Raw genomic sequence first — 24,402 nt, 5'->3', positions numbered from 1 at the left:
TAAAGCATAAAATGATAAAAAAAATAAGACCAAAGAAGTGCTAGATTTCTTTTGGAATATAATGCTATTTTATTTATAAATATAAGTAAAACAACAAGATAAAACTAAATATTTGAATTATTGATTCTATTTATTTAAATGATGGATGGTATTTATTTTAAAAATTAATATTAAAATCATTATCTTAATTTTATAAGATCTCTAATATTCATTATTGATTAAATAAATGGTTGCCATTTGAATTTTACATAAAGCCACTGTTAATTGTCTATGAGTTGGACAAAATGCCAATAGGCTTCAATGAAATTGCGCGAAAAATGTCTAATCAATCTAAACCCTTATCGCTGATTTTTAATCATAAAGCTGGTTTTCGCATACAGGGGCCAGAAGGCATTTATGAACAGCTGATCGATATATTTTCAGCACAGGGTTATCAAACTAAAGCTTATGAAATCAATGATTCACAGCAATTTGATAAAATTATGGTTGAGGTGCTTGAACAGCATTTGGCATCTAGCGAGTCAGGAATCATCGTTGCGGCAGGCGGAGATGGCACTTTAAATACAGTCGCCAAACATGTGTTGAATACGCAAATTCCTGTCGGTATTTTGCCTTTAGGGACTTTTAACTATGTGGCCAGATTATTGGGGATTCCGCTGGATTTGCTTGAAGCGGCAAAAGTGATTGCGACAGGACAGCCACAACGTATGAATGTTGCTCGTATCAATCAGGAAATTTATCTGAATAATGCCAGTTTAGGTCTATATCCTTTATTTATTAAAAAACGTGAAGACTATAATCGTATTTTTGGTCGCTTACCGCTACATGCCTATACTTCTGCACTGGATGTTTTAATTCGCGACCGTAAAGAATTAAAACTAAAAATCTGGGTGGATCAAAAGAAATATCCGGTAAAAACACCACTGATTTTTTTTGGCAATAATCCCTTGCAACTGGCGGATATGAAAATGCGCATTGCAGAAGCGGCTGAAAAAGGCAAAGTGGCGGGAGTTGTAGTTTCTAAAAGTGATAAGCTTACTTTATTTAAGCTAGTGTATCAGCTGATTCGTGGCAAGATTGACCAGGCATCGGATGTTTATAGTTTTGCAGCCGATCAAGTTCGAATCGAATCCCGAGCCAAGAAACTGATGGTAGCGATTGATGGGGAAATTGTGGAAATGGCCCCGCCACTCAATATTTCTGTATTAAAAGATAGCCTAAACGTAATGGTGCCACATGATCCTGCATCTGTCTGATCTGCATTTTGGAACAGAGAAGCCGGAGTGTTTAGAAGCGATTCGGCATTTCTGTCAGACCCATCCACTTGAAGCCGTCGTCATCAGTGGTGACCTGACTCAGCGCGCACGTTTGGGTCAATTCTTTGCCTGCAAAAAATTTTTAGATCAGCTCAATACGCCTTATATGGTGATCCCGGGGAATCATGATATTCCGCTCTATCATTTGTGGAATCGGCTTTTCAATCCATTTACCCGTTACCAGATTTTTTTTGGTGAATTGGAGCCAATATTTGAAACTGAAAATTTTTATCTGATTGGGGTGAATTCGATCCGACGTCGATATCATACCAAAGGGCATTTATCCCTTGAGCAGATTCAGCGTATTGACCTGACGCTGGCGCAGGCACCTGCGTCCAAATTAAAAATCATTGTCAGCCATCAGCCTTTTTATGTGCCTTTTCAAAATAAGCGCGGTTTCAAGGACAGCCCATTGATGGCCAAAATTGCTTTAGAGGCCTGGGCAGAGCATGGTCTGTTTGCGGTGTTGCATGGGCATCTGCATCAACCGGCGATTTATGATTTGAATCAGATGTTCGGATTGGGGATGGATCATCCTGTATATGATGTACATGCAGGGACTTCTGCGTCAAATCGTCTACATAAAGATGAACCGAACAGCTTTAATCTGATTGATGCCACAGGAAAAATTTCTCAATATTTATTCGATGAAGTGGCACAAGCCTTTATGTTGAAGGCTGATCTGCCGAATAAATAGACGAAAACCTATGATTCGTTAAAAAAAACCAATTTTTTTTCATTTTTGCCCTTGAAGCGTTTTATTCCATCTCCATAAAAGTGACATCAAAAATTTTTGATGATGACCCATGGAATAATTAAGTCGTCATCAGTGACCTAAAAAAGACTTAGTCTGATGGAGTTATTTATGAGCAACATTCGTCCATTACATGACCGCGTTGTTATTCGTCGTGTTGAAGAAGAAACTAAAACAGCTGGGGGCATTTTACTTCCAGGTTCGGCTGCTGAAAAACCTGCTCAAGGTGAAATCATTGCAGTTGGTAATGGTCAAATCACTGACAATGGCGTACGCGCGTTAGACGTAAAAGTTGGCGACAAAGTATTGTTCGGTACTTATGCAGGCACTACTGTAAAAGTAAATGGCGAAGAGCTTTTAATCATGAAAGAATCTGACATTTTAGCGGTATTAGAAGCTTAATCTGCGCTAAAAAAGTTTTATTCATTCCAAATCAGATTTTGTAAAGATACAACAATATTCGGAGTCAAATATGTCAGCTAAAGACGTAAAATTTGGTGATTCAGCTCGTTCAAAAATGATTGCTGGTGTAAACACCCTTGCAGATGCTGTAAAAGTTACGCTTGGTCCTAAAGGCCGTAACGTTGTCATCGACCGTTCTTTTGGTGCACCGCACATCACTAAAGATGGTGTCACTGTTGCCAAAGAAATTACGCTGAAAGACAAGTTCGAGAACATGGGTGCTCAACTGGTTCGTGAAGTTTCTTCAAAAACCAATGACATCGCAGGTGATGGTACAACGACTGCAACTGTATTGGCACAAGCAATTTTGAATGAAGGCATCAAGTCAGTAACAGCGGGTATGAACCCAATGGACTTGAAACGCGGTATCGATATTGCGGTACGTTCTGTAGTTGAAAACATCAAGGCAACTGCAAAACCAGCATCAGACTCTAAAGCGATTGAACAAGTAGGTTCGATCTCTGCTAACTCTGATACGACTGTAGGTCAGCTGATTGCGCAAGCAATGGAAAAAGTGGGCAAAGAAGGCGTGATCACGGTTGAAGAAGGTTCAGGCTTCGAAGATTCGCTTGACGTAGTTGAAGGCATGCAGTTCGACCGCGGTTATATTTCTCCGTACTTCGCGAACAAGCAAGATACTTTAACAGCTGAACTTGAAAATCCATTCATTCTTCTTGTTGATAAGAAAATCAGCAATATTCGTGAATTGATTACAGTACTTGAAGCTGTTGCTAAAACTGGCAAACCGCTTTTAATCATTTCTGAAGATGTTGAAGGCGAAGCGCTTGCGACGCTTGTTGTCAACAACATGCGCGGTATTATCAAAGTATGTGCGGTGAAAGCACCTGGTTTTGGTGATCGTCGTAAAGCTATGCTTCAAGACATCGCGATCTTGACTGGCGGTACTGTGATTTCTGAAGAAATCGGCATGCAGCTGGATCAAACGACGCTTGATCACTTGGGTACAGCACATAAAGTAACTGTATCTAAAGAAAATACTGTAATTGTAGATGGTGCTGGTAATGCTGGCCAAATCGCTGACCGTGTACAGCAAATCCGTGCACAGATCGAAGAATCTACTTCAGAATATGACAAAGAAAAACTTCAAGAGCGTGTAGCGAAACTTGCTGGCGGTGTTGCTGTCATCAAAATCGGTGCTGCAACTGAAGTTGCAATGAAAGAGAAAAAAGACCGTGTAGATGACGCGCTTCATGCGACTCGCGCTGCAGTTGAAGAAGGTGTCGTTGCGGGTGGTGGTGTTGCACTAGTACGTGCTGCATCTGCACTTGAAGGCGTAACAGGCGCGAATGATGACCAAAACGTAGGTATCAACATTCTTCGTCGTGCGATTGAAGCACCGCTTCGTCAAATCGTATCTAACGCAGGTGATGAGCCTTCTGTAGTGATCAACGCTGTGAAGAATGGCGAAGGTAACTTCGGTTATAACGCTGCAACTGGCGAATATGGCGATATGCTGGAAATGGGTATTCTTGACCCTGCTAAAGTAACGCGTTCTGCACTTGAGCACGCCGCTTCTGTTGCTGGCTTGATGCTGACCACTGAATGCATGATCACTGAAATCCCAGAAGACAAACCTGCAATGCCTGATATGGGTGGCATGGGTGGTATGGGCGGCATGATGTAATTCATCATCCGAGCATTTCATAAAAAATCCCCGCAATAGCGGGGATTTTTTTATGCGTTTACAAAATTATGATGCGGACTTTTTAACTAATTTATAATTTAAATTACTGTCGATTTTTTTACCTGATTTCATCTCGCGTGCTTCAACAAAATTTTCACCAACAAAGAATTTACGGTTTTCAGCTTTGTTATCTAATGTGATGATTGAAGGATCTTGAGGGTCAAAACTGAAACTACCTTTAGTTTCCGTCTCATTATTTCCAGCTTTACCTAAATATTCCTCATTTAGCTCATAGGTTTTATCCGGATTGAGATCTAGCTCGACCTTAATCCCTTCACAGTCAGCACAAGGAAAAACACCTTCGTATTCACCTGCCCAATCTAGCGAAGTTTCTGCGCTATCAGCACGGTTCACACTGGTATTCGCGTTATTTTGCTCCATCATGGCTGGGCTGGATTGAGCATTATTACTCATCGGCTCATTATCATTGGGCTTTGAACAGGCGGTTAAAGCTCCTGCAAGAACGACTGCTATCGCAGCAGTAAGCGTTAATTTTTTCATTGTTTTAACCCTATTAAATTATTTGTTATGAATTACATTAAAAGTAGTCAGTACAGATAAATAGGGCAATCTTGTTAAAGTTTGATTCATTAGGTGAATGAGGCCAGAGTTATTGATAAGTGAGCAGGATTTAAGAATTTTTAGCCAAGTTTAAAGTCACTTTATGCTGTTTCGTTAACCAATTCTGAACGCTATGATTAGAAAATAATTATAATGCGGAGGGGATAATGAAATTAGAACAAGAAAATAATCTGATTGCAAAAATTTATGATGCTGCTGTATTACCATCTTTGTGGCTGGACGTGATCAAAGATATCGTGAGCTATACTAAAAGTAAGAGTGCAATTTTTACCGGTCTGGATCAGCTTAATCCAGGCTATGACTTTGTCTATACGCACAATATCCCGAATGAAAGTCTGGCCGCTTATCAAGAGGAGCGTATCAGAGTGATTGATATGAAACTGCATATGCCCTTATGGAATGCGATCGAGATGGGCGATGCTTTAAGTCATAACTGTCAGCACTATGCAGAACAGCCGGGTACGGATCACTATGTGTTCTATGAGAAGTGTTTAAAGCCTGGCGGTGTATCTTATCTGGCGGGCGTATTGCTGGATCGGGGGAATTATCGTTGGGCGGTACTGGGTATTCATCGTGCACCTGAAGTACAGCCTTTTGAACAGCCTGAGCTGGATTTTCTAAGACGTATCAGTATTCATTTACGCCGGGCTTTGCAAATTCACCGGCAAATCAACTTGATTCAGCAAGATAATTTAAGCTTGTATACCGTATTGGATAGTTTAAAAACCGGAATTGTACTGCTTGATCAAAACCTGTGTTTAAGTTATTCCAATCCCATTGCGCAAAAGATGCTTGATCAAAGTTCATGTCTGGATCTGGATATACATAACCGTCTAAAAACCAATTATAGTCAGCAGATACGTTTTGATCAGCTTCTGGAAAGTGCTTTGCTGGAAGATACGACCATTCAAACTGAAGTGGGTGGAGTCCTGGCGTTGAGTGATGGGGCAGGCTCGCAATTCATGCTGACGGTAGTGCCCTTTAAGAAATTAAGAAATATGCAACATTTACAGTCTGCTCAGCATCAGATTGCATTATTTATGACGGATAAAAACCAGCATTATTCCCTGTCAAGAACTTACCTACAACAGTGTTACCAGCTTTCCAAACGAGAGTTTGATTTATGTGAGTTGTTAATTAATGGTTATAAAATAGAAGATATTGCAGAACAGTGTGGCATTACGCTGAGTTCGGTACGGACGTATTTTAAAAATATTTATGAAAAAACCCAATGTTGTTCGCAAATCGAACTGATGCATTTATTGATGGGTTGTACCATTCAATTTGAACATATTGATTAAACCGGCCTGAATTTCATATTCAAGCCGGTTTATATGGGTTATTTAACACGTTGTAAAGTTACAGGATCTTCACCTTGCGGATGTAAGATAAGATTGTTGTTAGATATATTGATGCTTGCAATTGTCTTGCTGCCATTTGAACTATCTTGTAATCCACCACACTCGTTGGTATCGAATAATACCTCGGTTGTGGTGAGAGTATTTGCTGACAATGTATATTTGCCATATTCAATTCCTGGCCAACCACAGTCATCTCCACCTTCAGTGTCTAGGAAGAAATAATAGTTGTTATCAAAGAAAGCAAATAGGTGCGTTTCATTGAGTCGCCACGTGCCGACGAGACTATTAGACTGCTTAACTCGATTTAAACGGTATTCAGTACTAACGCCGGGTTCAGTAAGAATTAATTGAGTTCCATTAAAGTTTAAAGAATAAGGTTTATTCTCGGCAGGATGTGAAAGTCCCCATTCACCATTGGTGTCATGTAGGATTTCCGGTTCAATCACGGTTGTTGTTGCATTCCATTTTAAGCGGCCCATTTCAATGCCTGCTTGACCACTCTCATCTTTTGCTTCTGCTTCACCTAGTGCATAGCGTCCATCTTCCAGAATGTGAATCAACACAGCAGTGTTATCGGTACGGTTAATCTCCCACGTACCGGCAATATCTTTGTAGAAGGTCGCTTGGAAGTTTTCTGAAGCTTTTTCTGGTGTTATCAACTGATCTGGTGTGATGGCTGTTTTGGTGACAACTTCATTTACGAAGTCGGTGGTACTTTGGTTAAAATTAAGCTTTACAGCAGTGAAGGCTGTTTTAGTGTCATCACTAATCTGAATGCCATCGCTATGATCACCTTTTCCATCTAAGGATTGTAAAAAAACCATAAGGTTGATACGCGCATTTTCACTTTCGACTAAATCTAATGGTGTGATACGCTCCTTTGCTTCAATTTCATCACCGAGTTGTACACCCCCAATAAAGAATTTTACTTTTTCATCATCATTAAATTTAAATTCTCCTTTTTCGTTGGTAACTCCTGTTGCACCACTACTGGTGATATAGGTCACCCCTGAAATGATTCCGTCCGTCAGTACGCCGGTTTGGGTGCCAACATTGTTTGCTGGAGGTGTACTGGCATTATCATCCGAACCACCACAGGCACTAAGTAACCCTGCTAAAGCAATACAAAGTAAAGTCTTTTTCATTAGGGCGTGTCCTCATTTGAAAAATTGGTTTTAAATACTTAAAATCCTCCTTTAAGCTCTTTTGATTTCTATATTTTTTCAATGGCACGTACTCTTCTCACCGATGATATCTGGCAGCAAATTCAAGATACTATGCGATTACACGGTTGTTACTGTTCAAAGAATAGTAGAAATATCATGGAAGCGATCTTATGGAAACTGCGTACAGGCGCCACATGGCGTGATATTCCCCAAGAATTTTGTCCTTGGCAAACTGCTTACAATCGCTTTAATCGTTGGGCAAGCAAGGGATTGTGGGATAAATTTTTTTTAGATTACGAGGCGTCTTGGATCAAGAATGGGTATTCATTGACGGAAGTTACATACGCGTGCATCAACATGCAAGTGGAGCTCGGCATGGTTTCGAAAGAGCAATTGGACAATCACGTGGTGGACGAACAACAAAAATACATCTTGCAACCGACGCGAATGGATTACCGATTGATTTTAAAATCACTGGGGGTGACGTCCACGACAGTCAAGTTGCAAAACAACTGATTGATACGGTAGACGAGGCAACTTATCTCATTGCTGATAAGGGGTATGATGCTGAGTACATTAGAATATATGCCAAGAACAAGAATATGATTCCCATTATTCCATTGAGATCAAACAGTAAGAGATCGAATAAGGAATTTGATAAATATCTATATAAATTAAGACACTTAGTTGAAAATGCATTTTCGAGATTAAAACATTTCCGTGCTATTGCAACTCGATTTGATAAACTGGCACGCAATTATAAATCTATGATTCGTATAGCCTGTATATTTATTTGGTGCAAAGCCAAATGAGGACACACCCTAGAATCTTCCTGAAATTTATAATGTGGATTCAGTATAAAAAGACCCTTATATTTGCCATATCCCAAAATGAGGAGGTTAAGAGCTTTTTAATGCATGAATCCTTTAAATTAGAAAGAAATTCCTATTTATATTGGGAAGCAATCTTAACTATCCGTAAATTGATGTATGAGATAAGTTGAAAGGTGGCAAAAATAATCAACTATTCATTTAAAAATTCTAATTATACAAATATAGATTAACTGTTTATTTATTGATCATAGAGCACTATCTATATTTGCCGAGGTTGCTAAAATTCGCGCAATTTTGAATAGAATTGGTGCGTGACGTGTTTGAGAAGTTAGCAGAACAAAGCCTGAGGCTGATGGGTTGGGAAATTGATAACCATTGGCCCCTAGATTTAGACCAATGTGTCATGATTGCTGCGCCTCATACCAGTAATTGGGATGCACTGTATGCGCGACTGGCCTTAAAAGCATTAGGTGTGAATGTTCGCTTAACCATTAAAGACAGTTATATGAAATTGCCATTTGGACCTTTTGTACGTGCTATGGGCGGTATCGGGATCGATCGCCGTCCTAAACAGCCGGGTGAACCTCGTCCGAGCATGGTTCAGCTGATGACAGACTTATTCAAGACTCATCCTAAACTGGTCATGCTGGTCACGCCAGAAGCAACTCGTGCCAAACAGGAACAGTGGAAGACAGGTTTTTATCATGTAGCGATTAGTGCCGGTGTGCCGATTGCATTGGCCTATATGGACTATGCCAAGAAGAAAACTGGCGTAGGTAAAATCGTTTATCCGACAGGGGATTATGAAAAAGATATGGCAGAAATCATGGCATTTTATGCAGAGATTCAACCAAAATTCCCTGAATGCTTTAGTGTAGATCAGCGCTATTATCAGAATTAAAATTGAGTTGAAAAAAAGCAGGAAAATTCTCCTGCTTTTTTATTGCCTAATAATCATGAAGATTGACAGACTTAAGAGGCATGTTCAGAAGTCGGCAAAATTCCACCCAGATTTTGGCAGGCATCTTTATACAGATCATATTGCTGTTCCACCACTTCATGCAATGGCAGGTCAAATAACTCTTCACCTTGATAATACTGTTTGATATAAGACTCGACTTTGGATTTGCTGCTATACAACATCTGCTGATAATAGTCGGTCATACTGCTATGTGGCATTTGGGCGGTATCTACCTTGGCACAATGGAAATTTTGCAGTAATTGTTCTGATTTTTTCAAATCGCTGGACATACAACCTGCCAGTAGCAAGGTACTGAGCAATGTCGTGATAAATTTCATGGAAAGTAGACTAAAGGCTTTATGGGAGCGCACTATTGTAGAAGTAAAACCCGGTCACAAAACCTTTTTAATCTACCAAATGGTTAAAAAATAGAACAACAGAATTTGAAAATTCAAGTCCATTCTCTAAACATTTAACCTTTGACCAGCCCGCCATCTACAATCAGGTTTTGTCCTGTGACGGCACGTGAATAAGGTGACAAAAACATCAGGATTGCAGCAGCAAATTCTTCTGGTGTAATTACGCGGCGTAAAGGCGTCGATTGAGCAATCAGGTCAAAGACAATGTCAGGTGTGGCCTTACTGGCATCCGTAGTTTGTAACAGGCCACCAGAGAGCATATTTACATTAATGCCATATTGTCCCAAGTCTTGCGCCGTGGTGCGGGTAAAGGCCAATAATGCTGCTTTGGCGGCGGTATAGTCATGATAAGGAACTACCGGATTTTGCACGAGGTTTGTACCAATATTCACGATCCGGCCGAACCCTGCCCGTTTCATGTCATCCAGTGCGGCTTGGGTGGTATTTAAAGCTGCCTGTACTGCACCGCTGAATTGCCGTTGCAACATGTCCCAAGTCAGCGTTTCTACTTTAGGGCGTGCATCGCCATTAAATTCAAATTCAATCAGTGCATTATTGACTACAGCATGAATTGCTTCGCCGAAATGATTTTTTGCCGCGGCAAATAAAGCGCGTACCTGATCAGCTTGAGTGACATCTGCCTGATAAATAAATACCTGCGCAGGATATTGCTGGGCAAGCTGTTCGGCTTGCTGCTGACTGCTATGATAGTTCACGACCACGCGCGCACCCTCAGCCAGTAAAGCCTGAGTAATGGCTAAACCCAAACCACGTGCACCACCAGTAACAAGAACAATCTGATCACGAATCTGCATAATGATGATCTATATTTACAAAGATTGGCCTTAACATAGCAGTTATTTCAACGGATTCAAGCTTTAGCGGGGAAGACAGACTCGGCTTGATCTTGTGTTTAAATGAATTGGGACGCTAATAGAAAACAGCCTGCACTAAAGAGTAAACTTAAGATCATGCGTTTGAACAGTAATTCCGAAATTTTATAAAATAGTTTTGCGCCTAAAATTGCCGGAATACTCACAAAAACAATCAGCAAGGCCATATAGGGTAAATGGCTTTGATTGATCAGGCCTTGCCATACATAAGTACCCAGCGTGAAAAGCTGAATTGCAAAATTAAAGTGCCGTAAAATATAGCGCTGCTGGGTTTTGGGTAATTGTTTTAACATCACCCAGGCCGAAGGAATGGCACCGCAAAAACCGCCCAGTCCTCCTAAAATTCCGCCAATAAAACCGATGCAGCTATCAGTCAATTTTCCTGAATGCTGAATTGTTTTGAATTGCGGATTGAATAGCATCACCGGACACCACAGTACCAGAAAAAATCCCAAGATCATCTTAAAGGTATCTGCTTGAATGATCTGCAACAGATAAGTACCCAGCGGCACGCCAATCAGACCAGCAATCAGATAAGGCAGCACCAACTGCCTAGATAAAACTAGCTGCTTTTTTTCCTGACTGAGTGAAATCACATGACTCCAGATCGAGGCAAATACCAGCAAGGGCGCGGCCAGTTGCGGAGGCAGCACCCAGACCCAGAAAGACATGGCGATCAGGGCAAAGGCAAAGCCGGTCAGCCCCTGGACAAAACCTGCGACCATTGCACCAAGAATAAATAACAGCCAAGTCATAAAGATCAGGTCATAAGCAAAGGCAGCAGTATTCTCAAGATTTAAACAAAAGCCAAGCTTCCATTTAGCTGGATTTATGCAAATGAAAGTTCAAATTCTCATAAAAGCATAAAAGCATAAAAGCATAAAAGCATAAAAGCATAAAAGCATAAAAGCATAAAAGCATAAAAGCATAAAAGCATAAAAGCTAAATAGGGGTATAGTAGTTTGGCTATGCATAAAACATGCATAAATCTCTACAAGAGTGCAACAATGGCTCCGTTCACTCTCCATGAACTCGCCTGATACTGACAGAGTGCAGTAAGAGGTGATGGACATGATGAAAAAAGTGATATTACTTTCTGTATTAGCTGTGTCATTAACCGGTTGTGTGGTTGATCCTTGGGATGATGATTATCGTGGCAACAGAGATCGTAATGGACATTATGATCGAGACCACAGAGATCATGACTGGAAAAATAAGGACCATAAAGATCATCGGGATTGGAAACGTGACCGAGATAACCGCGACTGGCGCCGTGATCGTTAATCACAGTCTTTAAATTTGACTGACTACAATGACAAAAAGGATTCCACAGAGGAATCCTTTTTTAATGGCTCTTCAAAACAATTTAAATCAAGAAATACTTTTTTGATAAAGCCCGGCACGAACTGTACCGGCTTTGGTATTTTTAATTAAGTGCCATGAGGATGGCAATTTAAGCAATTTTAAATCACGGTCTGCTTCTACATAAATATAGGCATTGTCCTTGATCAGAGGATCTGCCTTTAGCGCGAGTTCTTCCCATAAATCTAAACTATATGGCGGATCCAGAAAAACCAGATCAAACTGTGCCTGAAGGGTAGACAAAGCTTGCTGCGCCGTAGCCACTTTTAATTGTGCACGTGCTTTGGTGACTTTTAAAAGTTCCAGATTTTGGGTCAGAAATTGTGCCTGAGTACGATCCGGCTCAATCATCACCACTGATGCAGCACCACGCGATAATGCCTCAAACGCCAATGCCCCAGAACCGGCACAAATATCCAACACCTGGGCATTTTGTACATCCCACATCAGCCAATTAAACAGTGTTTCCCGAACACGGTCAGGCGTCGGGCGCAAACCTTCAATGCTGGCAAAAGGCAGTTGGCGGCGTTTCCAGTCACCACCAATAATTCGAAGCTGGTTTTTCATCTTTAATCTCGCTCTACCGGTGTCGGAGCAGGTGTTGCTGCGGGAGATGCAGCCGTATTTGCAGAAGTCGGAGCAGCATTGTCGGGCTGGTCACTGGCTGGAACGGCACTAGATGCTGCATCTTGACTCAACATGCCTGCACCACTTGGCAATTCAGCTGGCTTGATTCCGGCCGTCATCAGACCACCACTTAATTGGTGGCCTTGTGGGCGTACCGGATTTTTATCTTTATGCAGTAACCAGTAATCAAAAATTGGACGGGCCAGAGCCGTTGCGGCACTACCACCGCGACCATTTTCCAGAATAACTGCAATCGCGATTTCAGGATTTTCAGCAGGTGCAAAACCGACAAACAGGCCATGATCCAGCTGACGGTCAGTCAATAAGGATTCATTATAGCGCTTGCCCTGAGCAATACTTTTTACCTGTGCCGTACCGGTTTTTCCGGCAATAGAATATTGTAAGCCGCTTTTGATGCCTCGGCCTGTACCGGATTGAATTACGTCCACCATCGCATCACGCATTTTGATCCAGTCTTCTTCCTGACCATTAAAATCGATCTTGCCATGCGTGCCATTATGCACCTTGAACGGTTTGGCACCGCGACTTTCGCGCAGAACATGGGGAATGACTTTATTGCCATGGTTGGCGGTAATGGCTGTGGCCATAGCCAGCTGCAATGGCGTTGAAGTAAAAGCACCCTGACCAATACTGACAGAAATGGTTTCACCACGTGACCATTTGGCCTTGCGGGTACGCATTTTCCATTCCGGGTTTGGATACAGTCCTGAGCTTTCACTTGGTAAGTCCACCCCGGTTTTTTCCCCAAAGCCAAACTGACGCATCCAGGTATTCATTTTTTCAATACCCATGCGGTAGGACATGACATAGAAATAAGTATCACAGGAGACCACTTGCGATTTATGCAAGTTGACTACGCCGTGTCCTGACTTTTTCCAGTCGCGGAATTTATGCGAATCGCCCGGAAGTGTGAAATAGCCGGGATCGGAAATTGCTGTATCCCAATCGACCAGGCCATAATGAAGGCCACCCAGGCCAAACATCGGTTTAATGGTCGAACCTGGAGGATAAGTTCCTTGAACCGCCCGGTTATATAGCGGCTGATCAAGGTTATCACGTAAGTAGGAATAATCTTTGGTGCTAATCCCAGTCACAAACAGATTCGGGTTAAAACTTGGACTGGAGACCAGCGCCAGAATTTCCCCGGTTTTGGGATTCATCGCCACAATCGCGCCACGACGCCCGGCCAGTTGCTCCGAAGCGACTACCTGCAAGCCGTAATCCAGTGACAGGAATAGATCATTACCACGTACCGGATCTTTACGGCCCAAATGACGCAGCACATTACCAAAGGCATCTGCTTCTACCGATTCATTTCCCGGCACACCATGTAAAAGTTTTTCATAAGATTTTTCTACACCGATTTTTCCGATCAGGTTGGTTCCAGCATAGAGATCCTTATCAATTGATTTCAGTTCTTTGTCATTAATCCGACCGACATAACCAATCACATGTGCGAACAGGTCACCATGCGGATAGTAGCGGGTCATCTGGGTTTCAATATTCACGCCCGGAAATTGATATTTCACTTCACTGAAACGGGCAATATCATTTTCATTCAGGTTGAGCTTGATTGAAACCCGTTCGGTTTTACGTGCTGTTTTAATCCGGGTTTGAAAGCGTTCCAGGTCTTCTTCGGTCAGTTCCAGAATCGGTTTGAGGCGTTCGAGCGTTTGATCGATATCCTGTACGTCGGCACGACTTAAAGTGGCAGTAAATACCGGATAGTTATCGGCCAGCAGAACGCCGTTTCGGTCATAAATATAACCGCGCGCTGGGGGGAGGGGTTGCAGACGAATCCGGTTTTCATCAGAAGCTGTAGTAAAGCTTTCAAAGTTGAACAGTTGCAAATAGGCATAGCGGCTGACCAGCAGCAGCATAAAGAAAATGACAATCCCCATGGAAATCAAGACTCGACTGCGATAGATGCGCTTTTCTTGTTGTGCATTTTTTAAAGGAAAGTGCTGCTTCATACGCGATCGACTTAAGACCTGAGAGTGGTAGAAAAGAATCAAAGTGGAGTATTCTAACGCAACTGCACTTGATTTGATAATGAAAAACTGCCCTTACAATCAGTTCCTTTAAGCTTTGACTTTGCAGACATTAAAATTGTAAAGTGCTGTATATAAGAGTTGTGATAATTCTGCTAGAGTAAAATCTAATAAAAATAGGACTATACTAAAAACTATAATTAAGGAAGATGGTGAAGGAATGAACAAGGTTTACCCTTTGTTAGCGTTTGCATTGTGGGCGAACGGGGCTTATGCACATGATCAGATTAATAATACTGCAACCAAAATAGAGCCTGCTCAGGCAAAAGCCTTTAATGTGGGTGTTGGTTTTACCCAGAAATTACTGCATTTAAATACCGAATGGGTGAACCCTTATGGGATTGCTTATGTGAAAGGTGGTGTTTTTCTGGATGATGATCGTACGATTGGCGGTCAGGCAGGCTTTCGTTATCCAGCACACCTCACCGGCAAAGACAAAAATGGTTATTATGTCGGGGTTTATGCCGGTCATATCGACAGCAAACAGGTTGATGGCGAGTATGAAGGCCGTTTAGGTGCTGGCGTTGATTTGGCCTATGTTTTGCTTAGTTCAGAACGGATCAGCAGTTTTAGTATCGGGATCGGTGCCGGAGAGAAACTCGAAGACCGAAATGGTCGTGCTGTGGCTGAAACAGAACCTCGGCTACAATTTTCCTATACTTTAAGTATCGGTTTATAGACAAAATATTCGACCTTATTAATATGTGTATTCTGTGAACAAAAAATTAAATATGGAAGTTATGCATGCTTGAGTACGTCAACGAGTTGTGGCAAACCTTTGTAAACCGCCCGGATTTTTGGGCCGTGCTCAGCATTATTCCAGTGACTGCATTTGTAACCTGGGCTCACGTCTGGATGGCGCTGAAAATGGTCTTTTATCCGATCAATTTTTGGGGTTTCCATCTCGGGCCTTTACCTGTGGGCTGGCAAGGGATTGTGCCACGCAAAGCTGGACGTATTTCAGGCATTATTACCGATAACACACTGTCAAAATTAGGCTCTATCCGCGAATTTTTACAGGCGATGGATCCGGATGATATGGCACGCATCATTGGCGAGCAGGTCGGTTTCGAACTGGAACATCTGATTGATGAAGTCATGATGGATCGCAATGCGGTGCTCTGGGAAAACCTGCCTTTTGCCATCAAACGCAGAATTTATGCACAAGCACAAAAACAAATGCCGGCAATTTTGCGTGAATTAGTGACTGAGCTGACCATGAACGTCGAGTCACTTGTAGATATGCGTGAAATGGTAGTGAGCCAGATGGAAGGCGACCGTCGCTTGATGGTGCGTATGTTCCTGAAGGTGGGTCAAAAAGAGATCAATTTTATCTGGCATATCAGTGCCCTCATCGGGATGTTCTTTGGGATTTTCCAGATGATTGTCTGGTTTGTAGTGCCGTGGCACTGGACTGTACCGTTCTGGGCGGCCATCTGGGGCTTTTTGACCAACTGGATCGCGATCTGGATGGTATTCAACCCACTCTATCCACACCCAGTAAAGTACCCGCAATTCTTTGCCCGTACCACAAATCGCAAGTTTCCGTGGATTAAGCCGGTGATTCCTCGTATCGGCACCTATAACATACAAGGCGCATTTATGAAACGTCAGGATGAAGTCTCTGACGTCTTCGCAAGTGTAGTCACAGAAGACCTGATTACGTTAAAATCGATCATGACCGAGATGATGTATGGCGGCAGAAAAGACAAAACCCGCCGCATTATCAAACGTCATATTAATGAAATTATGGAAACACCCCTGGTTCGGACCTCTTTACAGCTGTCTTTAGGACCAAAAGAGTATGCAAAACTCAAGACGGACTTGATCGATCGCTCGATTGAAATTACGATGGTACCTGTATGCGACCCAGCATTTAATGCGAGCCGTGCACAGAAAATCTATCAAATGTTTAGAGACCGCATACGTGAGTTGACTCCGAAGGAGTTTCAGAATCTTTTACGTCCTGCATTTCAGGAAGATGAATGGATTCTGATTTTATTGGGTGGGGTAACCGGTTTTGTCGCGGGTTTAATCCATTTGTTTGTGGCTTTCTTATAATGAGATGTCGGGGGACACAATCGGGTGATTGTGGTCGTGGCGTCATACATATTGTTTAAATGAGGATGTTTATATATGCGCATTATCTTACTCGGACCACCTGGAGCAGGTAAAGGTACACAAGCTCAGTTGATCTGTAAGCGCTACAATATCCCACAAATTTCAACCGGTGATATGCTCCGTGCTGCAATTCGTGAAGGAACTGAATTAGGTCTACAAGCTAAAAGTGTCATGGACAATGGCGGTTTGGTTTCTGATGAGTTGATCATTGGTCTGGTGAAAGAGCGCATTGCGCAACCTGACTGTGTAAACGGCTGCATTTTTGATGGTTTCCCGCGTACCATTCCTCAAGCAGAAGCCTTGGAAAAAGAAGGCATTGCAATTGATCACGTGATTGAAATTGATGTACCAGATGAAGAAATCGTACAACGTCTTTCTGGCCGTCGTCAGCATCCTGCATCTGGCCGTGTCTATCACATCGTTTACAACCCGCCAAAAGTGGAAGGTAAAGATGACGAAACGGGTGAAGATCTGGTTCAACGTCCTGATGACCAGGAAGCAACCATTCGTAAGCGTCTAGGTTCTTACCATACTGAAACCGAGCAACTGGTTGGTTTCTACCAAGGCCGTGCAGCGTCTGGTGAAAATGCACCAACTTATGACAAGCTAAATGGTTTACGTCCAATCGATGAAGTTCAAACTGATCTTTTCGCGATTCTGGATCAGGCAAAATAATCGGCTGACGATGATTTTGACAATCGGAGAGCCCTAAGTCATATTAGGGCTCTTTTTTATTGCGTATTTGAACAGGGTACTTGTTGCTATGAAATTTGGCGTATTGGTGTTGATGGTAGTCTTTCTGGCAGTATTGGTAGGTCTGTTCTATTTCAGTTTTAAAATGCTCAACAAAGTACGTCAGGAAGAACGTGCTGAAAATGCAGCAAAGCGACCTGAGCGCCAGCTCCATCCAAAATTACAAGCCGAACTTGAACAGCGCAAGCAGCAGGAAAAGGCTGAACAAGATCAGGATAAATAATCCATAATAGTTCAGCTCAGCTAAGAATTTGGTTTGAACGAAAAGCACTCTTCTCATAGTCGATAAAAAGGTGACACATTGGTCACCTTTTTATCCCAGCTTAATCGCACTATTCTATTCAGTAACATCTAAATTTTTTACTGCAATCGAGCGGGCTGCACCAAACTCGAATCGGTCCGGCCAGTTACACACATCGGATACCACACATTCATGACATTTCGGTTTGCGCGCAATACAGGTATAACGACCGTGTAAAATCAGCCAGTGATGTGAATCAATAATAAATTCCTGAGGAATGACTTTGACCAGACGGTGTTCAACTTCCAGCACATTTTTACCTACCGCCAGTCCGGTACGGTTACCTACCCGGAAAATATGGGTATCAACCGCCATGGTCGGCTGACCAAAGGCCGTATTCAGTACCACATTCGCCGTTTTACGACCTACACCCGGCAGGGCTTCAAGATCCGCACGATTATCCGGTACGATGCTGTTGTGCTTCTGAATCAGCATCTCGCAGGCCTTAATCACGTTGACCGCTTTTGAGTTATATAAACCAATGGTCTTGATATATTCCTTCAAGCCGTCCACACCTAGCGCATAAATGGCTTCCGGTGTATTGGCGACTGGAAAGAGTTTGTCTGTGGCTTTGTTGACGCTGACATCGGTGGCTTGAGCAGAGAGCGTGACCGCGACCAGCAATTCAAAAGGACTAGAATAATTTAGTTCGGTTTTCGGATTGGGACGCTGTTCACGCAGGCGTTCAAAAAAGGTCTGAATCTGCTTTTTGGTCATGTTTTTAACGGGCTTGGCCTTTGCTGTGGTCATGTTCTATCCCTGTAAAGCCTGTAATTGCTGTGTCAGTTCTTCCAGTTGGGTACGTTTTCGGGCATTTTCACGAACCGAAAGCTGTTTTTCCAGTTTTTTAATTTGGGTACGTAGTTTTGCCAGTTCAATCGTGGTCTTGGAATCAAGTGATACAGGCGCATTCTCTGGCTTGCTCGCGACTTCAATCACAGGAAGTTGCTCATTTAAAGCTGAGAAACGGGCAAACAGGGCAGTATCGATTTCTGCACGGACCACAGGTCCCTTACGATCGGTACGCCGTTTTTCTTCACGCTGGATGTGCGCATAGTAACGCTGACGCAGATTATCCTGTTCAGCAAGACGCTGAGCTTCAGTCGGCAAGGGTTGTTGATCTTCAACCAGATCGATGCAGTCTACCGGACAAGGGTGAATACATAACTCACAGCCGGTACATAGGTCGGTCAGAATGGTATGCATTAGTTTACCAGAACCAATAATTGCATCGACTGGGCAGGCGCTAATACATTTGGTACAGCCAATACATTCATCTTCACGAATTACGGCTTTGATGCGCTGAGGACGACCATCGGCTTGAACTGGCCAGACACTTTCTTCTGCCACAAGTTTAGGGCGATTTAATAATCTAGCCAAAGCATCGGCAACAGGCTGTCCGCCCGGCACACATTTATTGGCATTTTCACCCTCAGCAATCGACTGGGCATAAGGTAAACATCCGTCACGGTGACCGCAGAGTCCACATTGGGTTTGAGGGAGTAAAGCGTCAATCGATTGGACCAGAGAAATGGGCGAATTCATGTATAACCAGCGTTACTCATGGCAAGCATGAGAGAGTAAGTGAAACAAAATATGTCGATTCATCAATTTTAACATATTTTTAAACTCCTAAGTCGTGCGCAATTAAGGGTCAACTTGTGCCTTATTATTAGGCATAAATCTGAATGTAAGCCTTGATTCGATTGGCATTTCCTGACATAGAAAAAATTTTCATAATCAATATAAATATTTGTTATCAAATTAATTTTAAAGTATTTTCAAAAAAAGTATTGTAGATTAGTTACAAAAGATATTTAATATTTTGCGCCAAAATTTAACATTGATTGTAAATTTGACCAATTTTGATCCATTTTCTGCTGAGGATTAAGCGTTGAAATACAACACACTTAATGAGTTCCTAGATTACGTAAAATCACGTGATGCACATCAACCAGAATTTCTTCAAGCTGTAGAAGAAGTGATGACCAGTTTGTGGCCGTTCATTGAAAAGAACCCACAATACGCAGCACATGGTTTACTAGAACGTCTAGTTGAGCCAGAACGTGCGATCCAGTTCCGAGTTTCTTGGGTAGATGACCAAGGTCAGACTCAAGTAAACCGTGCGTTCCGCGTACAGTACAACTCAGCGATCGGTCCATTTAAAGGTGGTATGCGTTTCCACCCTTCAGTGAATCTTTCAATCCTAAAATTCTTAGGCTTTGAGCAAACATTTAAAAATGCTTTAACCACACTTCCTATGGGTGGCGGTAAAGGCGGTTCTGATTTTGACCCTAAAGGCAAATCAGAAGGCGAAATCATGCGTTTCTGCCAGGCTTTAATGATCGAGCTGTATCGTCACCTTGGTGCGAACACAGATATCCCTGCAGGTGATATTGGTGTAGGCGGTCGTGAAGTGGGCTACATGGCCGGCATGATGAAAAAATTAAGTAACGATACGGCATGTGTATTCACTGGTAAAGGTTTAACTTTCGGTGGTTCATTGGCACGTCCGGAAGCAACGGGTTACGGTACTGTGTATTTCGCTGAGGAAATGCTCAAGTCTCGTGGCGAAAGCTTCAAAGATAAAGTCGTTGCGATTTCAGGTTCTGGTAACGTTGCGCAATATGCTGCTGAAAAAGCAATGTACCTCGGTGCGAAAGTGGTTTCACTCTCTGACTCTGCCGGTACAGTTTACGTTAAAGACGGTTTCACTGAGGCGCTTCTTGCTGAAGTCATGGAACTTAAAAATGTAAAACGTGGCCGTATTTCAGAATTCGCTTCTAAACACGGTTTCGAATATCTTGAAGGACAACGTCCTTGGGGTATCAAGTGTGATATCGCATTGCCATGTGCGACTCAAAACGAACTTGATGCAGACGACGCTGCTCAGCTTCTTGCAAACGGTGTAATCTGTGTGGCTGAAGGCGCGAACATGCCTTCTACACTTGAAGCAGTTGAGAAATTCGTTGAAGCGAAAATTCTTTATGCACCAGGTAAAGCATCAAATGCAGGTGGTGTGGCAACTTCTGGTCTGGAAATGTCTCAAAACGCATTGCGTTTAGGCTGGACTTTCGAAGAAGTTGACGAGCGCTTACACGCAATCATGAAAGAAATTCACCGCAACTGCGTAAAATTCGGTACGAAAGAAGACGGTACTGTGAACTATGTTGACGGTGCGAACATTGCTGGCTTCGTAAAAGTTGCTGATGCAATGCTTGCTCAAGGCGTATTCTAAGTCTGACTTAGTCTAAGCTGAAAAAACCGGGGCTGTTGCCCCGGTTTTTTTATATTTGGTATTTTTAGCCTTAAAGAGCACCCTTAACTAATTCACGCTCAACCGCCATATCAAAAATATAGGCATATTTCGATTGATCAGCTGCCGGATGCTTAATTTCAAAACGTTTGACCCGAATAATCTGCCGTTCATTTGGTGAATGCCGAAAACCTTCAATCTGATCATAGAATAAAGTCCAGTCCTTATCGACCTGAGTTTTCAGGCCATTCTGATCATATTTCACTTCTTTGACTTGCAAGCAGCTTTGTTGGGTTACGCCGGTACATTGTTTGGTATCGGGGGAAATTTCCAGAAAAATTGTTTCAGCCTGTCCTTGGTATTTGGTTTCCGGAGTCATTTTCCCGATAAATTCATAGGTTTGACCATTTGCGGCCATCAACGTTAGGGTCGGCTTGTCAGGATCTGTGGTATTGAGCGTAAAAGGAATGTCACGCTTCTGTAAAAGTTGGCTGACAAAACGTTCCTGCTCCATCAATGCTGCATCACAGGCCATTTCAGTCCCTATAACTTCGCTGGTGGTGATGATATTGTTTTTGACTGACCAGGTCGTCCCGAGTCCATTACAGCCCGTCACGGCGCTCAGCCGGCCTTGAGCGTTGAAACTCAGTACAACGGGTCGTTCTAGTCCACGATTCAGTTCCCAGTAATAGGCTGGAAGAATCTGATCTGCATTTTTTTGTTGGATGGTGGCCACCGCAAGATCTCCAGCTCGTTGAATATCACTGGACTGACAGCCTGCAAAAGTTAAAGGCAATAATGCCAGCACAATAAATTTTAATTTCATGGACTTATAATGAAGTATATAAAGTTCAAACAATAATAATGGATGTATTGCGAAAAAATATGGATACATTTCGCAGCTTTGAGTTGCAAAATGTATCCATCATTAAGATTTTAGCGCTGAAGCAAGATTAATCGAAGCGGTAAATATCCATGCCGAGTGAACCCATGGTGAAACTGCTATGTACCAGACTAAAGCGCTGACCTGTACCCATCGCAAAGAAAATCGGAGCAAAATGTTCTAACGTTGGATGATTCCGTGCCATATGCGGAATATTGGACCAGTCCAGGACCGCGTCATAATCGCTATGCGTCAGTTTATGCACCACAAAATTACGGAAGCCTGAGGCCCATTCGGGTACATCAGCAGCCGATCCATCCCAAGACAGTTCACGTAAATTATGGGTAATACTGCCCGAACCAATCAGAAGGATTTGCTGTTCACGTAAAGGTGCAAGACTTTGACCAATCTGATAAATCTCATCCGCGCTCATCGACATGGGTAAGGAAATTTCTACCACGGGAATGTTGGCATCTGGATACATATGTAGCAGCGGCATCCATACACCATGATCACGCGGACGGGTACTGTTGGCATGTGCAGAAAAGCCGGCATTGGCCAGCAAGCCTAAGACTTTCTCGGCCAGTTCAGGATTTCCCGGTGCAGGGTAGCGTAATTGATACAGTTCAGGCGGGAAACCACGAAAATCATGCCAGGTTTCTGGGCGAATTGCGCTACTGACTTCCAGCGCCTCACTTTCCCAGTGCGCAGACATCACAATAATCGCTTCCGGGCGTGGCAGATTTTCGCTCAAACGATGCAAGGCAGGACCCACTTGCTCAGGATTCAGCGCCAGCATAGGAGAGCCATGAGAAATAAATAAGCCGGGCAACGTTTGTAAGTTCATAAGTCAAACCACATCTAGAAGATGCCTCAATAATGCATGAAAAATAGAAATAAGAGCAGGGGAGATTATTCAACAAAACGTTGCATATAAAGAACGCTTTAGCAAAATCATTAGCCTGCCCGATGATAAGGATGATTATTATTGATGCTCATAGCACGATAGAGCTGCTCGATCAGCATGACACGTACCAGTGGATGCGGCAGAGTTAACTTGGAAAGTGACCAGTGCCATGCAGCAGCTTTACGCACGGCTTCTGAGTGACCATCCGGTCCACCAATTGCAAGTGCTACATCATTGCCTTCCAGCATCCAGCCTTTCATGGTTTCAGCCAGTTTCTCGGTACTGAATTCGCGTCCGCCCACTTCTAGTGCAATCAGGGTTTCATTCTGCTTGAGCGCATTTAAAATGCTGTCGCCCTCAATATTGCGGTATTTCAGAATATCCGCTTCAGAATCATTTTTCCCGCGCTTGGCCATCGGCAGTTCAATAATCTGGGTCTGTACAAAAGGCTGAATACGTTTGAAATAATCTTCAAAACCAGTCAGCACCCACGCTGGCATTTTTTGACCAATGGTCAGGATACGGATTTTCATACAGACAGATCAATAATTGGATACCTCATTATAACGATCAAACAACATGAAGTTGAGCAGGGAAACAAATTGAAATTGAAATGAGAGATTTAGTGTTGCTTTAATGTCCTTAGTTCAAGTATCCGCTTGATAAAGGAATGGAATAATAATAAATGCGGAACAGTGTCATGATAAAAGGATGTTGTACTGTGCTGCTATTACTGATAGGCCTCATGGGGCCTAGTCTGTGTGCAGCCAATTCGAGCAAAAATGCTCAGGTCTCTCATCTGGAATTATTTTTTAGCCAGATCATGAGTGTCGATGAATACCGAAATTATAAAAATCTAAAAGAGCTGAATCGGGTATCTGCCTGGATCAAAGGGCAGATGCAGCGCTTTGGTATTCCATGCCAGTTTCAGGTTTATGTGGTCAATAACCTGAGTTACCGAAATGTCATCTGTAGTTTGGATACTCAAGCCAAAACCAAGATGGTGATGGGGGCACATTATGATGTCTTTAGTGCCCGAAACGGTGCTGATAATAATGCCTCAGGGGTAGCGGGTTTACTGGAAACTGCAAGATTACTGGCCCTGCAAAAATCCAAGCTCAAACATGATGTCGAATTTGCTTTCTATACGCTTGAAGAGCCGCCTTTTTTCAAGACAGAACATATGGGCAGTTATATGCATGCCAAGTCTTTAAAAAAGCAGAAGCAGAAAATTGAGGGCGTGGTGATTCTGGATTCGATTGGTTATTTTGATGAACATCAGGTGCAGAGCTATCCGGTGGGATTAAAATGGATTTATCCACGACATGGCAATTTCATTGCAGCCATTGGGCATTTAGCCTCAACTGGCCTGACTGGAGATTATTGTGATGCCATGCAGCGTTTTAACCGTCTGGAATGTCAACGCTTTGTCAGCCCAAGTTTTGCTCAGGATATGAATTTCTCGGGCTATCTGAATTATGCCAAATTCAACTATTCGACCATGCTGATTACCGATACTGCGAGTTATCGTAATCCTTATTACAATACCGAATTGGATACCCTCGACAAGCTTGATCTGAACAAGATGACTCATGTGATTGATGGATTGGTTACGATGGCACTACAGCCATAATTCAGTTGTTTTATTCAATAACTCAATAAAAAACC

26 protein-coding genes are annotated in these 24,402 nt (G+C 42.7%); 14 read left to right on the top strand and 12 right to left on the bottom strand.

Annotated features, from left to right (window positions below):
* Positions 1-317 precede the first annotated feature (317 nt).
* From J7649_RS06175 to groL, 4 genes are all read left to right on the top strand, one after another.
* Positions 318-1,256, top strand: a complete 939-nt coding sequence (locus J7649_RS06175; RefSeq protein WP_034438446.1) for a diacylglycerol/lipid kinase family protein — start codon at positions 318-320, stop codon at positions 1,254-1,256.
* Positions 1,237-2,013 (top strand): metallophosphoesterase family protein, encoded by a 777-nt coding sequence (locus tag J7649_RS06170; RefSeq protein WP_004646314.1) that lies wholly within the window; start codon positions 1,237-1,239, stop codon positions 2,011-2,013. Before J7649_RS06175 ends, J7649_RS06170 begins: the two co-directional genes overlap by 20 nt.
* A 168-nt stretch (positions 2,014-2,181) precedes the next feature.
* On the top strand, positions 2,182-2,472 hold the full coding sequence (locus tag J7649_RS06165) for a co-chaperone GroES (RefSeq protein WP_004646315.1): 291 nt from the start codon (positions 2,182-2,184) through the stop codon (positions 2,470-2,472).
* A gap of 70 nt (positions 2,473-2,542) precedes the next feature.
* Positions 2,543-4,177 carry a chaperonin GroEL gene (groL, locus tag J7649_RS06160; RefSeq protein WP_004279474.1) on the top strand — a complete coding sequence of 545 codons (1,635 nt, stop codon included), beginning with the start codon at positions 2,543-2,545 and terminating at the stop codon, positions 4,175-4,177.
* A gap of 66 nt (positions 4,178-4,243) precedes the next feature.
* Here groL and J7649_RS06155 read toward each other — a convergent pair whose 3' ends face one another.
* Positions 4,244-4,738 carry a copper resistance protein NlpE gene (locus J7649_RS06155; protein WP_219309849.1) on the bottom strand — a complete coding sequence of 165 codons (495 nt, stop codon included), beginning with the start codon at positions 4,736-4,738 and terminating at the stop codon, positions 4,244-4,246.
* Positions 4,739-4,965: 227 nt separating this feature from the next.
* Between J7649_RS06155 and J7649_RS06150 the strand changes: the two genes are divergently transcribed.
* Positions 4,966-6,120, top strand: a complete 1,155-nt coding sequence (locus J7649_RS06150; RefSeq protein ID WP_005267061.1) for a LuxR C-terminal-related transcriptional regulator — start codon at positions 4,966-4,968, stop codon at positions 6,118-6,120.
* A gap of 38 nt (positions 6,121-6,158) precedes the next feature.
* Here the strand turns inward: J7649_RS06150 and J7649_RS06145 are convergent, their stop codons facing one another.
* Complete coding sequence (locus J7649_RS06145) at positions 6,159-7,325, bottom strand: hypothetical protein (protein WP_180049623.1); 1,167 nt, start codon at positions 7,323-7,325, stop codon at positions 6,159-6,161.
* An 81-nt stretch (positions 7,326-7,406) separates the two neighbouring features.
* On the opposite strand from J7649_RS06145, the gene J7649_RS06140 reads away from it, so the two are divergent.
* Both J7649_RS06140 and J7649_RS06135 read left to right on the top strand, forming a co-directional pair.
* Positions 7,407-8,158 (top strand): IS5 family transposase gene (locus J7649_RS06140; protein ID WP_411800830.1). Its coding sequence is split into 2 segments (ribosomal slippage): positions 7,407-7,641 and positions 7,641-8,158, totalling 753 coding nucleotides; the frame shifts between segments, so codons are not numbered across the junction.
* Between the two features lie 373 nt (positions 8,159-8,531).
* Positions 8,532-9,080 carry a 1-acyl-sn-glycerol-3-phosphate acyltransferase gene (locus tag J7649_RS06135; RefSeq protein WP_195726075.1) on the top strand — a complete coding sequence of 183 codons (549 nt, stop codon included), beginning with the start codon at positions 8,532-8,534 and terminating at the stop codon, positions 9,078-9,080.
* A 71-nt stretch (positions 9,081-9,151) separates the two neighbouring features.
* Here the strand turns inward: J7649_RS06135 and J7649_RS06130 are convergent, their stop codons facing one another.
* From J7649_RS06130 to J7649_RS06120, 3 genes are all read right to left on the bottom strand, one after another.
* Positions 9,152-9,478: a hypothetical protein gene (locus tag J7649_RS06130; protein WP_219309848.1), complete on the bottom strand. Its 327-nt coding sequence runs from the start codon at positions 9,476-9,478 to the stop codon at positions 9,152-9,154.
* A 134-nt stretch (positions 9,479-9,612) separates the two neighbouring features.
* Complete coding sequence (locus tag J7649_RS06125; protein WP_219309847.1) at positions 9,613-10,374, bottom strand: 3-oxoacyl-ACP reductase; 762 nt, start codon at positions 10,372-10,374, stop codon at positions 9,613-9,615.
* Between the two features lie 98 nt (positions 10,375-10,472).
* Positions 10,473-11,207, bottom strand: coding sequence for a sulfite exporter TauE/SafE family protein (locus J7649_RS06120; protein ID WP_004730222.1), 735 nt, complete (start codon positions 11,205-11,207; stop codon positions 10,473-10,475).
* A 316-nt stretch (positions 11,208-11,523) separates the two neighbouring features.
* Here J7649_RS06120 and J7649_RS06115 point away from each other — a divergent pair, with 316 nt between their 5' ends.
* A complete protein-coding gene (locus J7649_RS06115) occupies positions 11,524-11,736 on the top strand; it encodes a hypothetical protein (protein WP_005104632.1) in 213 nt (70 codons plus the stop codon).
* A gap of 87 nt (positions 11,737-11,823) precedes the next feature.
* On the opposite strand, the gene rsmD is transcribed toward J7649_RS06115, so the two are convergent.
* Together rsmD and mrdA are read right to left on the bottom strand one after the other, a co-directional pair.
* Positions 11,824-12,381: a 16S rRNA (guanine(966)-N(2))-methyltransferase RsmD gene (gene rsmD, locus J7649_RS06110; protein WP_184412523.1), complete on the bottom strand. Its 558-nt coding sequence runs from the start codon at positions 12,379-12,381 to the stop codon at positions 11,824-11,826.
* A gap of 2 nt (positions 12,382-12,383) precedes the next feature.
* Positions 12,384-14,435, bottom strand: coding sequence for a penicillin-binding protein 2 (gene mrdA / locus J7649_RS06105; RefSeq protein ID WP_219309846.1), 2,052 nt, complete (start codon positions 14,433-14,435; stop codon positions 12,384-12,386).
* Between the two features lie 238 nt (positions 14,436-14,673).
* On the opposite strand from mrdA, the gene J7649_RS06100 reads away from it, so the two are divergent.
* The 4 genes from J7649_RS06100 to J7649_RS06085 all read left to right on the top strand — a co-directional run bounded on the left by J7649_RS06100 (position 14,674) and on the right by J7649_RS06085 (position 17,610).
* Positions 14,674-15,192: a hypothetical protein gene (locus J7649_RS06100; RefSeq protein ID WP_004279486.1), complete on the top strand. Its 519-nt coding sequence runs from the start codon at positions 14,674-14,676 to the stop codon at positions 15,190-15,192.
* Between the two features lie 65 nt (positions 15,193-15,257).
* A complete protein-coding gene (locus J7649_RS06095; protein WP_004279487.1) occupies positions 15,258-16,574 on the top strand; it encodes a DUF445 domain-containing protein in 1,317 nt (438 codons plus the stop codon).
* Positions 16,575-16,649: 75 nt separating this feature from the next.
* Complete coding sequence (adk, locus tag J7649_RS06090) at positions 16,650-17,309, top strand: adenylate kinase (protein WP_004279488.1); 660 nt, start codon at positions 16,650-16,652, stop codon at positions 17,307-17,309.
* An 88-nt stretch (positions 17,310-17,397) separates the two neighbouring features.
* The gene (locus J7649_RS06085) at positions 17,398-17,610 is read left to right on the top strand and encodes a hypothetical protein (RefSeq protein ID WP_004279489.1); all 213 of its coding nucleotides are present in this window, start codon (positions 17,398-17,400) and stop codon (positions 17,608-17,610) included.
* Between the two features lie 114 nt (positions 17,611-17,724).
* Here J7649_RS06085 and nth read toward each other — a convergent pair whose 3' ends face one another.
* On the bottom strand, positions 17,725-18,438 hold the full coding sequence (nth, locus tag J7649_RS06080; RefSeq protein WP_219309845.1) for an endonuclease III: 714 nt from the start codon (positions 18,436-18,438) through the stop codon (positions 17,725-17,727).
* A gap of 3 nt (positions 18,439-18,441) precedes the next feature.
* On the bottom strand, positions 18,442-19,233 hold the full coding sequence (locus J7649_RS06075) for an RnfABCDGE type electron transport complex subunit B (RefSeq protein ID WP_219309844.1): 792 nt from the start codon (positions 19,231-19,233) through the stop codon (positions 18,442-18,444).
* Positions 19,234-19,582: 349 nt separating this feature from the next.
* Between J7649_RS06075 and gdhA the strand changes: the two genes are divergently transcribed.
* The gene (gene gdhA / locus J7649_RS06070) at positions 19,583-20,926 is read left to right on the top strand and encodes an NADP-specific glutamate dehydrogenase (RefSeq protein ID WP_219309843.1); all 1,344 of its coding nucleotides are present in this window, start codon (positions 19,583-19,585) and stop codon (positions 20,924-20,926) included.
* Positions 20,927-20,996: 70 nt separating this feature from the next.
* Here the strand turns inward: gdhA and J7649_RS06065 are convergent, their stop codons facing one another.
* The 3 genes from J7649_RS06065 to rlmH form a co-directional block, all read right to left on the bottom strand.
* Positions 20,997-21,770, bottom strand: a complete 774-nt coding sequence (locus J7649_RS06065; RefSeq protein ID WP_219309842.1) for an META and DUF4377 domain-containing protein — start codon at positions 21,768-21,770, stop codon at positions 20,997-20,999.
* Between the two features lie 127 nt (positions 21,771-21,897).
* A complete protein-coding gene (locus J7649_RS06060) occupies positions 21,898-22,674 on the bottom strand; it encodes a DODA-type extradiol aromatic ring-opening family dioxygenase (protein ID WP_219309841.1) in 777 nt (258 codons plus the stop codon).
* A gap of 110 nt (positions 22,675-22,784) precedes the next feature.
* Positions 22,785-23,267, bottom strand: coding sequence for a 23S rRNA (pseudouridine(1915)-N(3))-methyltransferase RlmH (gene rlmH / locus J7649_RS06055; RefSeq protein ID WP_004646335.1), 483 nt, complete (start codon positions 23,265-23,267; stop codon positions 22,785-22,787).
* Between the two features lie 167 nt (positions 23,268-23,434).
* On the opposite strand from rlmH, the gene J7649_RS06050 reads away from it, so the two are divergent.
* A complete protein-coding gene (locus tag J7649_RS06050) occupies positions 23,435-24,367 on the top strand; it encodes a M28 family peptidase (protein ID WP_086043997.1) in 933 nt (310 codons plus the stop codon).
* Positions 24,368-24,402 lie beyond the last annotated feature (35 nt).

The sequence above is a fragment of the Acinetobacter lwoffii genome, assembly GCF_019343495.1.
In the GTDB taxonomy this organism is placed as follows: domain Bacteria; phylum Pseudomonadota; class Gammaproteobacteria; order Pseudomonadales; family Moraxellaceae; genus Acinetobacter; species Acinetobacter lwoffii_P.
The sequence above is the reverse complement of the archived record's forward strand: the minus strand, read 5'-3'. Positions and strand labels throughout refer to the sequence as shown.

What these genes read in the sequence shown, in the direction of transcription:
- adk (WP_004279488.1), top strand. Translation starts at nt 16,650, where the DNA reads ATGCGCATTATCTTACTCGGACCACCTGGAGCAGGTAAAGGTACACAA.
- J7649_RS06135 (WP_195726075.1), top strand. Translation starts at nt 8,532, where the DNA reads ATGGGTTGGGAAATTGATAACCATTGGCCCCTAGATTTAGACCAATGT.
- nth (WP_219309845.1), bottom strand. Translation starts at nt 18,438, where the DNA reads ATGACCACAGCAAAGGCCAAGCCCGTTAAAAACATGACCAAAAAGCAG.
- J7649_RS06060 (WP_219309841.1), bottom strand. Translation starts at nt 22,674, where the DNA reads ATGAACTTACAAACGTTGCCCGGCTTATTTATTTCTCATGGCTCTCCT.
- J7649_RS06095 (WP_004279487.1), top strand. Translation starts at nt 15,258, where the DNA reads ATGCTTGAGTACGTCAACGAGTTGTGGCAAACCTTTGTAAACCGCCCG.
- groL (WP_004279474.1), top strand. Translation starts at nt 2,543, where the DNA reads ATGTCAGCTAAAGACGTAAAATTTGGTGATTCAGCTCGTTCAAAAATG.
- J7649_RS06165 (WP_004646315.1), top strand. Translation starts at nt 2,182, where the DNA reads ATGAGCAACATTCGTCCATTACATGACCGCGTTGTTATTCGTCGTGTT.
- J7649_RS06085 (WP_004279489.1), top strand. Translation starts at nt 17,398, where the DNA reads ATGAAATTTGGCGTATTGGTGTTGATGGTAGTCTTTCTGGCAGTATTG.
- J7649_RS06145 (WP_180049623.1), bottom strand. Translation starts at nt 7,325, where the DNA reads ATGAAAAAGACTTTACTTTGTATTGCTTTAGCAGGGTTACTTAGTGCC.
- J7649_RS06155 (WP_219309849.1), bottom strand. Translation starts at nt 4,738, where the DNA reads ATGAAAAAATTAACGCTTACTGCTGCGATAGCAGTCGTTCTTGCAGGA.
- rlmH (WP_004646335.1), bottom strand. Translation starts at nt 23,267, where the DNA reads ATGAAAATCCGTATCCTGACCATTGGTCAAAAAATGCCAGCGTGGGTG.
- J7649_RS06115 (WP_005104632.1), top strand. Translation starts at nt 11,524, where the DNA reads ATGATGAAAAAAGTGATATTACTTTCTGTATTAGCTGTGTCATTAACC.
- J7649_RS06065 (WP_219309842.1), bottom strand. Translation starts at nt 21,770, where the DNA reads ATGAAATTAAAATTTATTGTGCTGGCATTATTGCCTTTAACTTTTGCA.
- J7649_RS06150 (WP_005267061.1), top strand. Translation starts at nt 4,966, where the DNA reads ATGAAATTAGAACAAGAAAATAATCTGATTGCAAAAATTTATGATGCT.
- J7649_RS06175 (WP_034438446.1), top strand. Translation starts at nt 318, where the DNA reads ATGTCTAATCAATCTAAACCCTTATCGCTGATTTTTAATCATAAAGCT.
- mrdA (WP_219309846.1), bottom strand. Translation starts at nt 14,435, where the DNA reads ATGAAGCAGCACTTTCCTTTAAAAAATGCACAACAAGAAAAGCGCATC.
- J7649_RS06130 (WP_219309848.1), bottom strand. Translation starts at nt 9,478, where the DNA reads ATGAAATTTATCACGACATTGCTCAGTACCTTGCTACTGGCAGGTTGT.
- J7649_RS06050 (WP_086043997.1), top strand. Translation starts at nt 23,435, where the DNA reads ATGATAAAAGGATGTTGTACTGTGCTGCTATTACTGATAGGCCTCATG.
- J7649_RS06120 (WP_004730222.1), bottom strand. Translation starts at nt 11,207, where the DNA reads ATGACTTGGCTGTTATTTATTCTTGGTGCAATGGTCGCAGGTTTTGTC.
- J7649_RS06170 (WP_004646314.1), top strand. Translation starts at nt 1,237, where the DNA reads ATGATCCTGCATCTGTCTGATCTGCATTTTGGAACAGAGAAGCCGGAG.
- rsmD (WP_184412523.1), bottom strand. Translation starts at nt 12,381, where the DNA reads ATGAAAAACCAGCTTCGAATTATTGGTGGTGACTGGAAACGCCGCCAA.
- J7649_RS06125 (WP_219309847.1), bottom strand. Translation starts at nt 10,374, where the DNA reads ATGCAGATTCGTGATCAGATTGTTCTTGTTACTGGTGGTGCACGTGGT.
- J7649_RS06100 (WP_004279486.1), top strand. Translation starts at nt 14,674, where the DNA reads ATGAACAAGGTTTACCCTTTGTTAGCGTTTGCATTGTGGGCGAACGGG.
- J7649_RS06075 (WP_219309844.1), bottom strand. Translation starts at nt 19,233, where the DNA reads ATGAATTCGCCCATTTCTCTGGTCCAATCGATTGACGCTTTACTCCCT.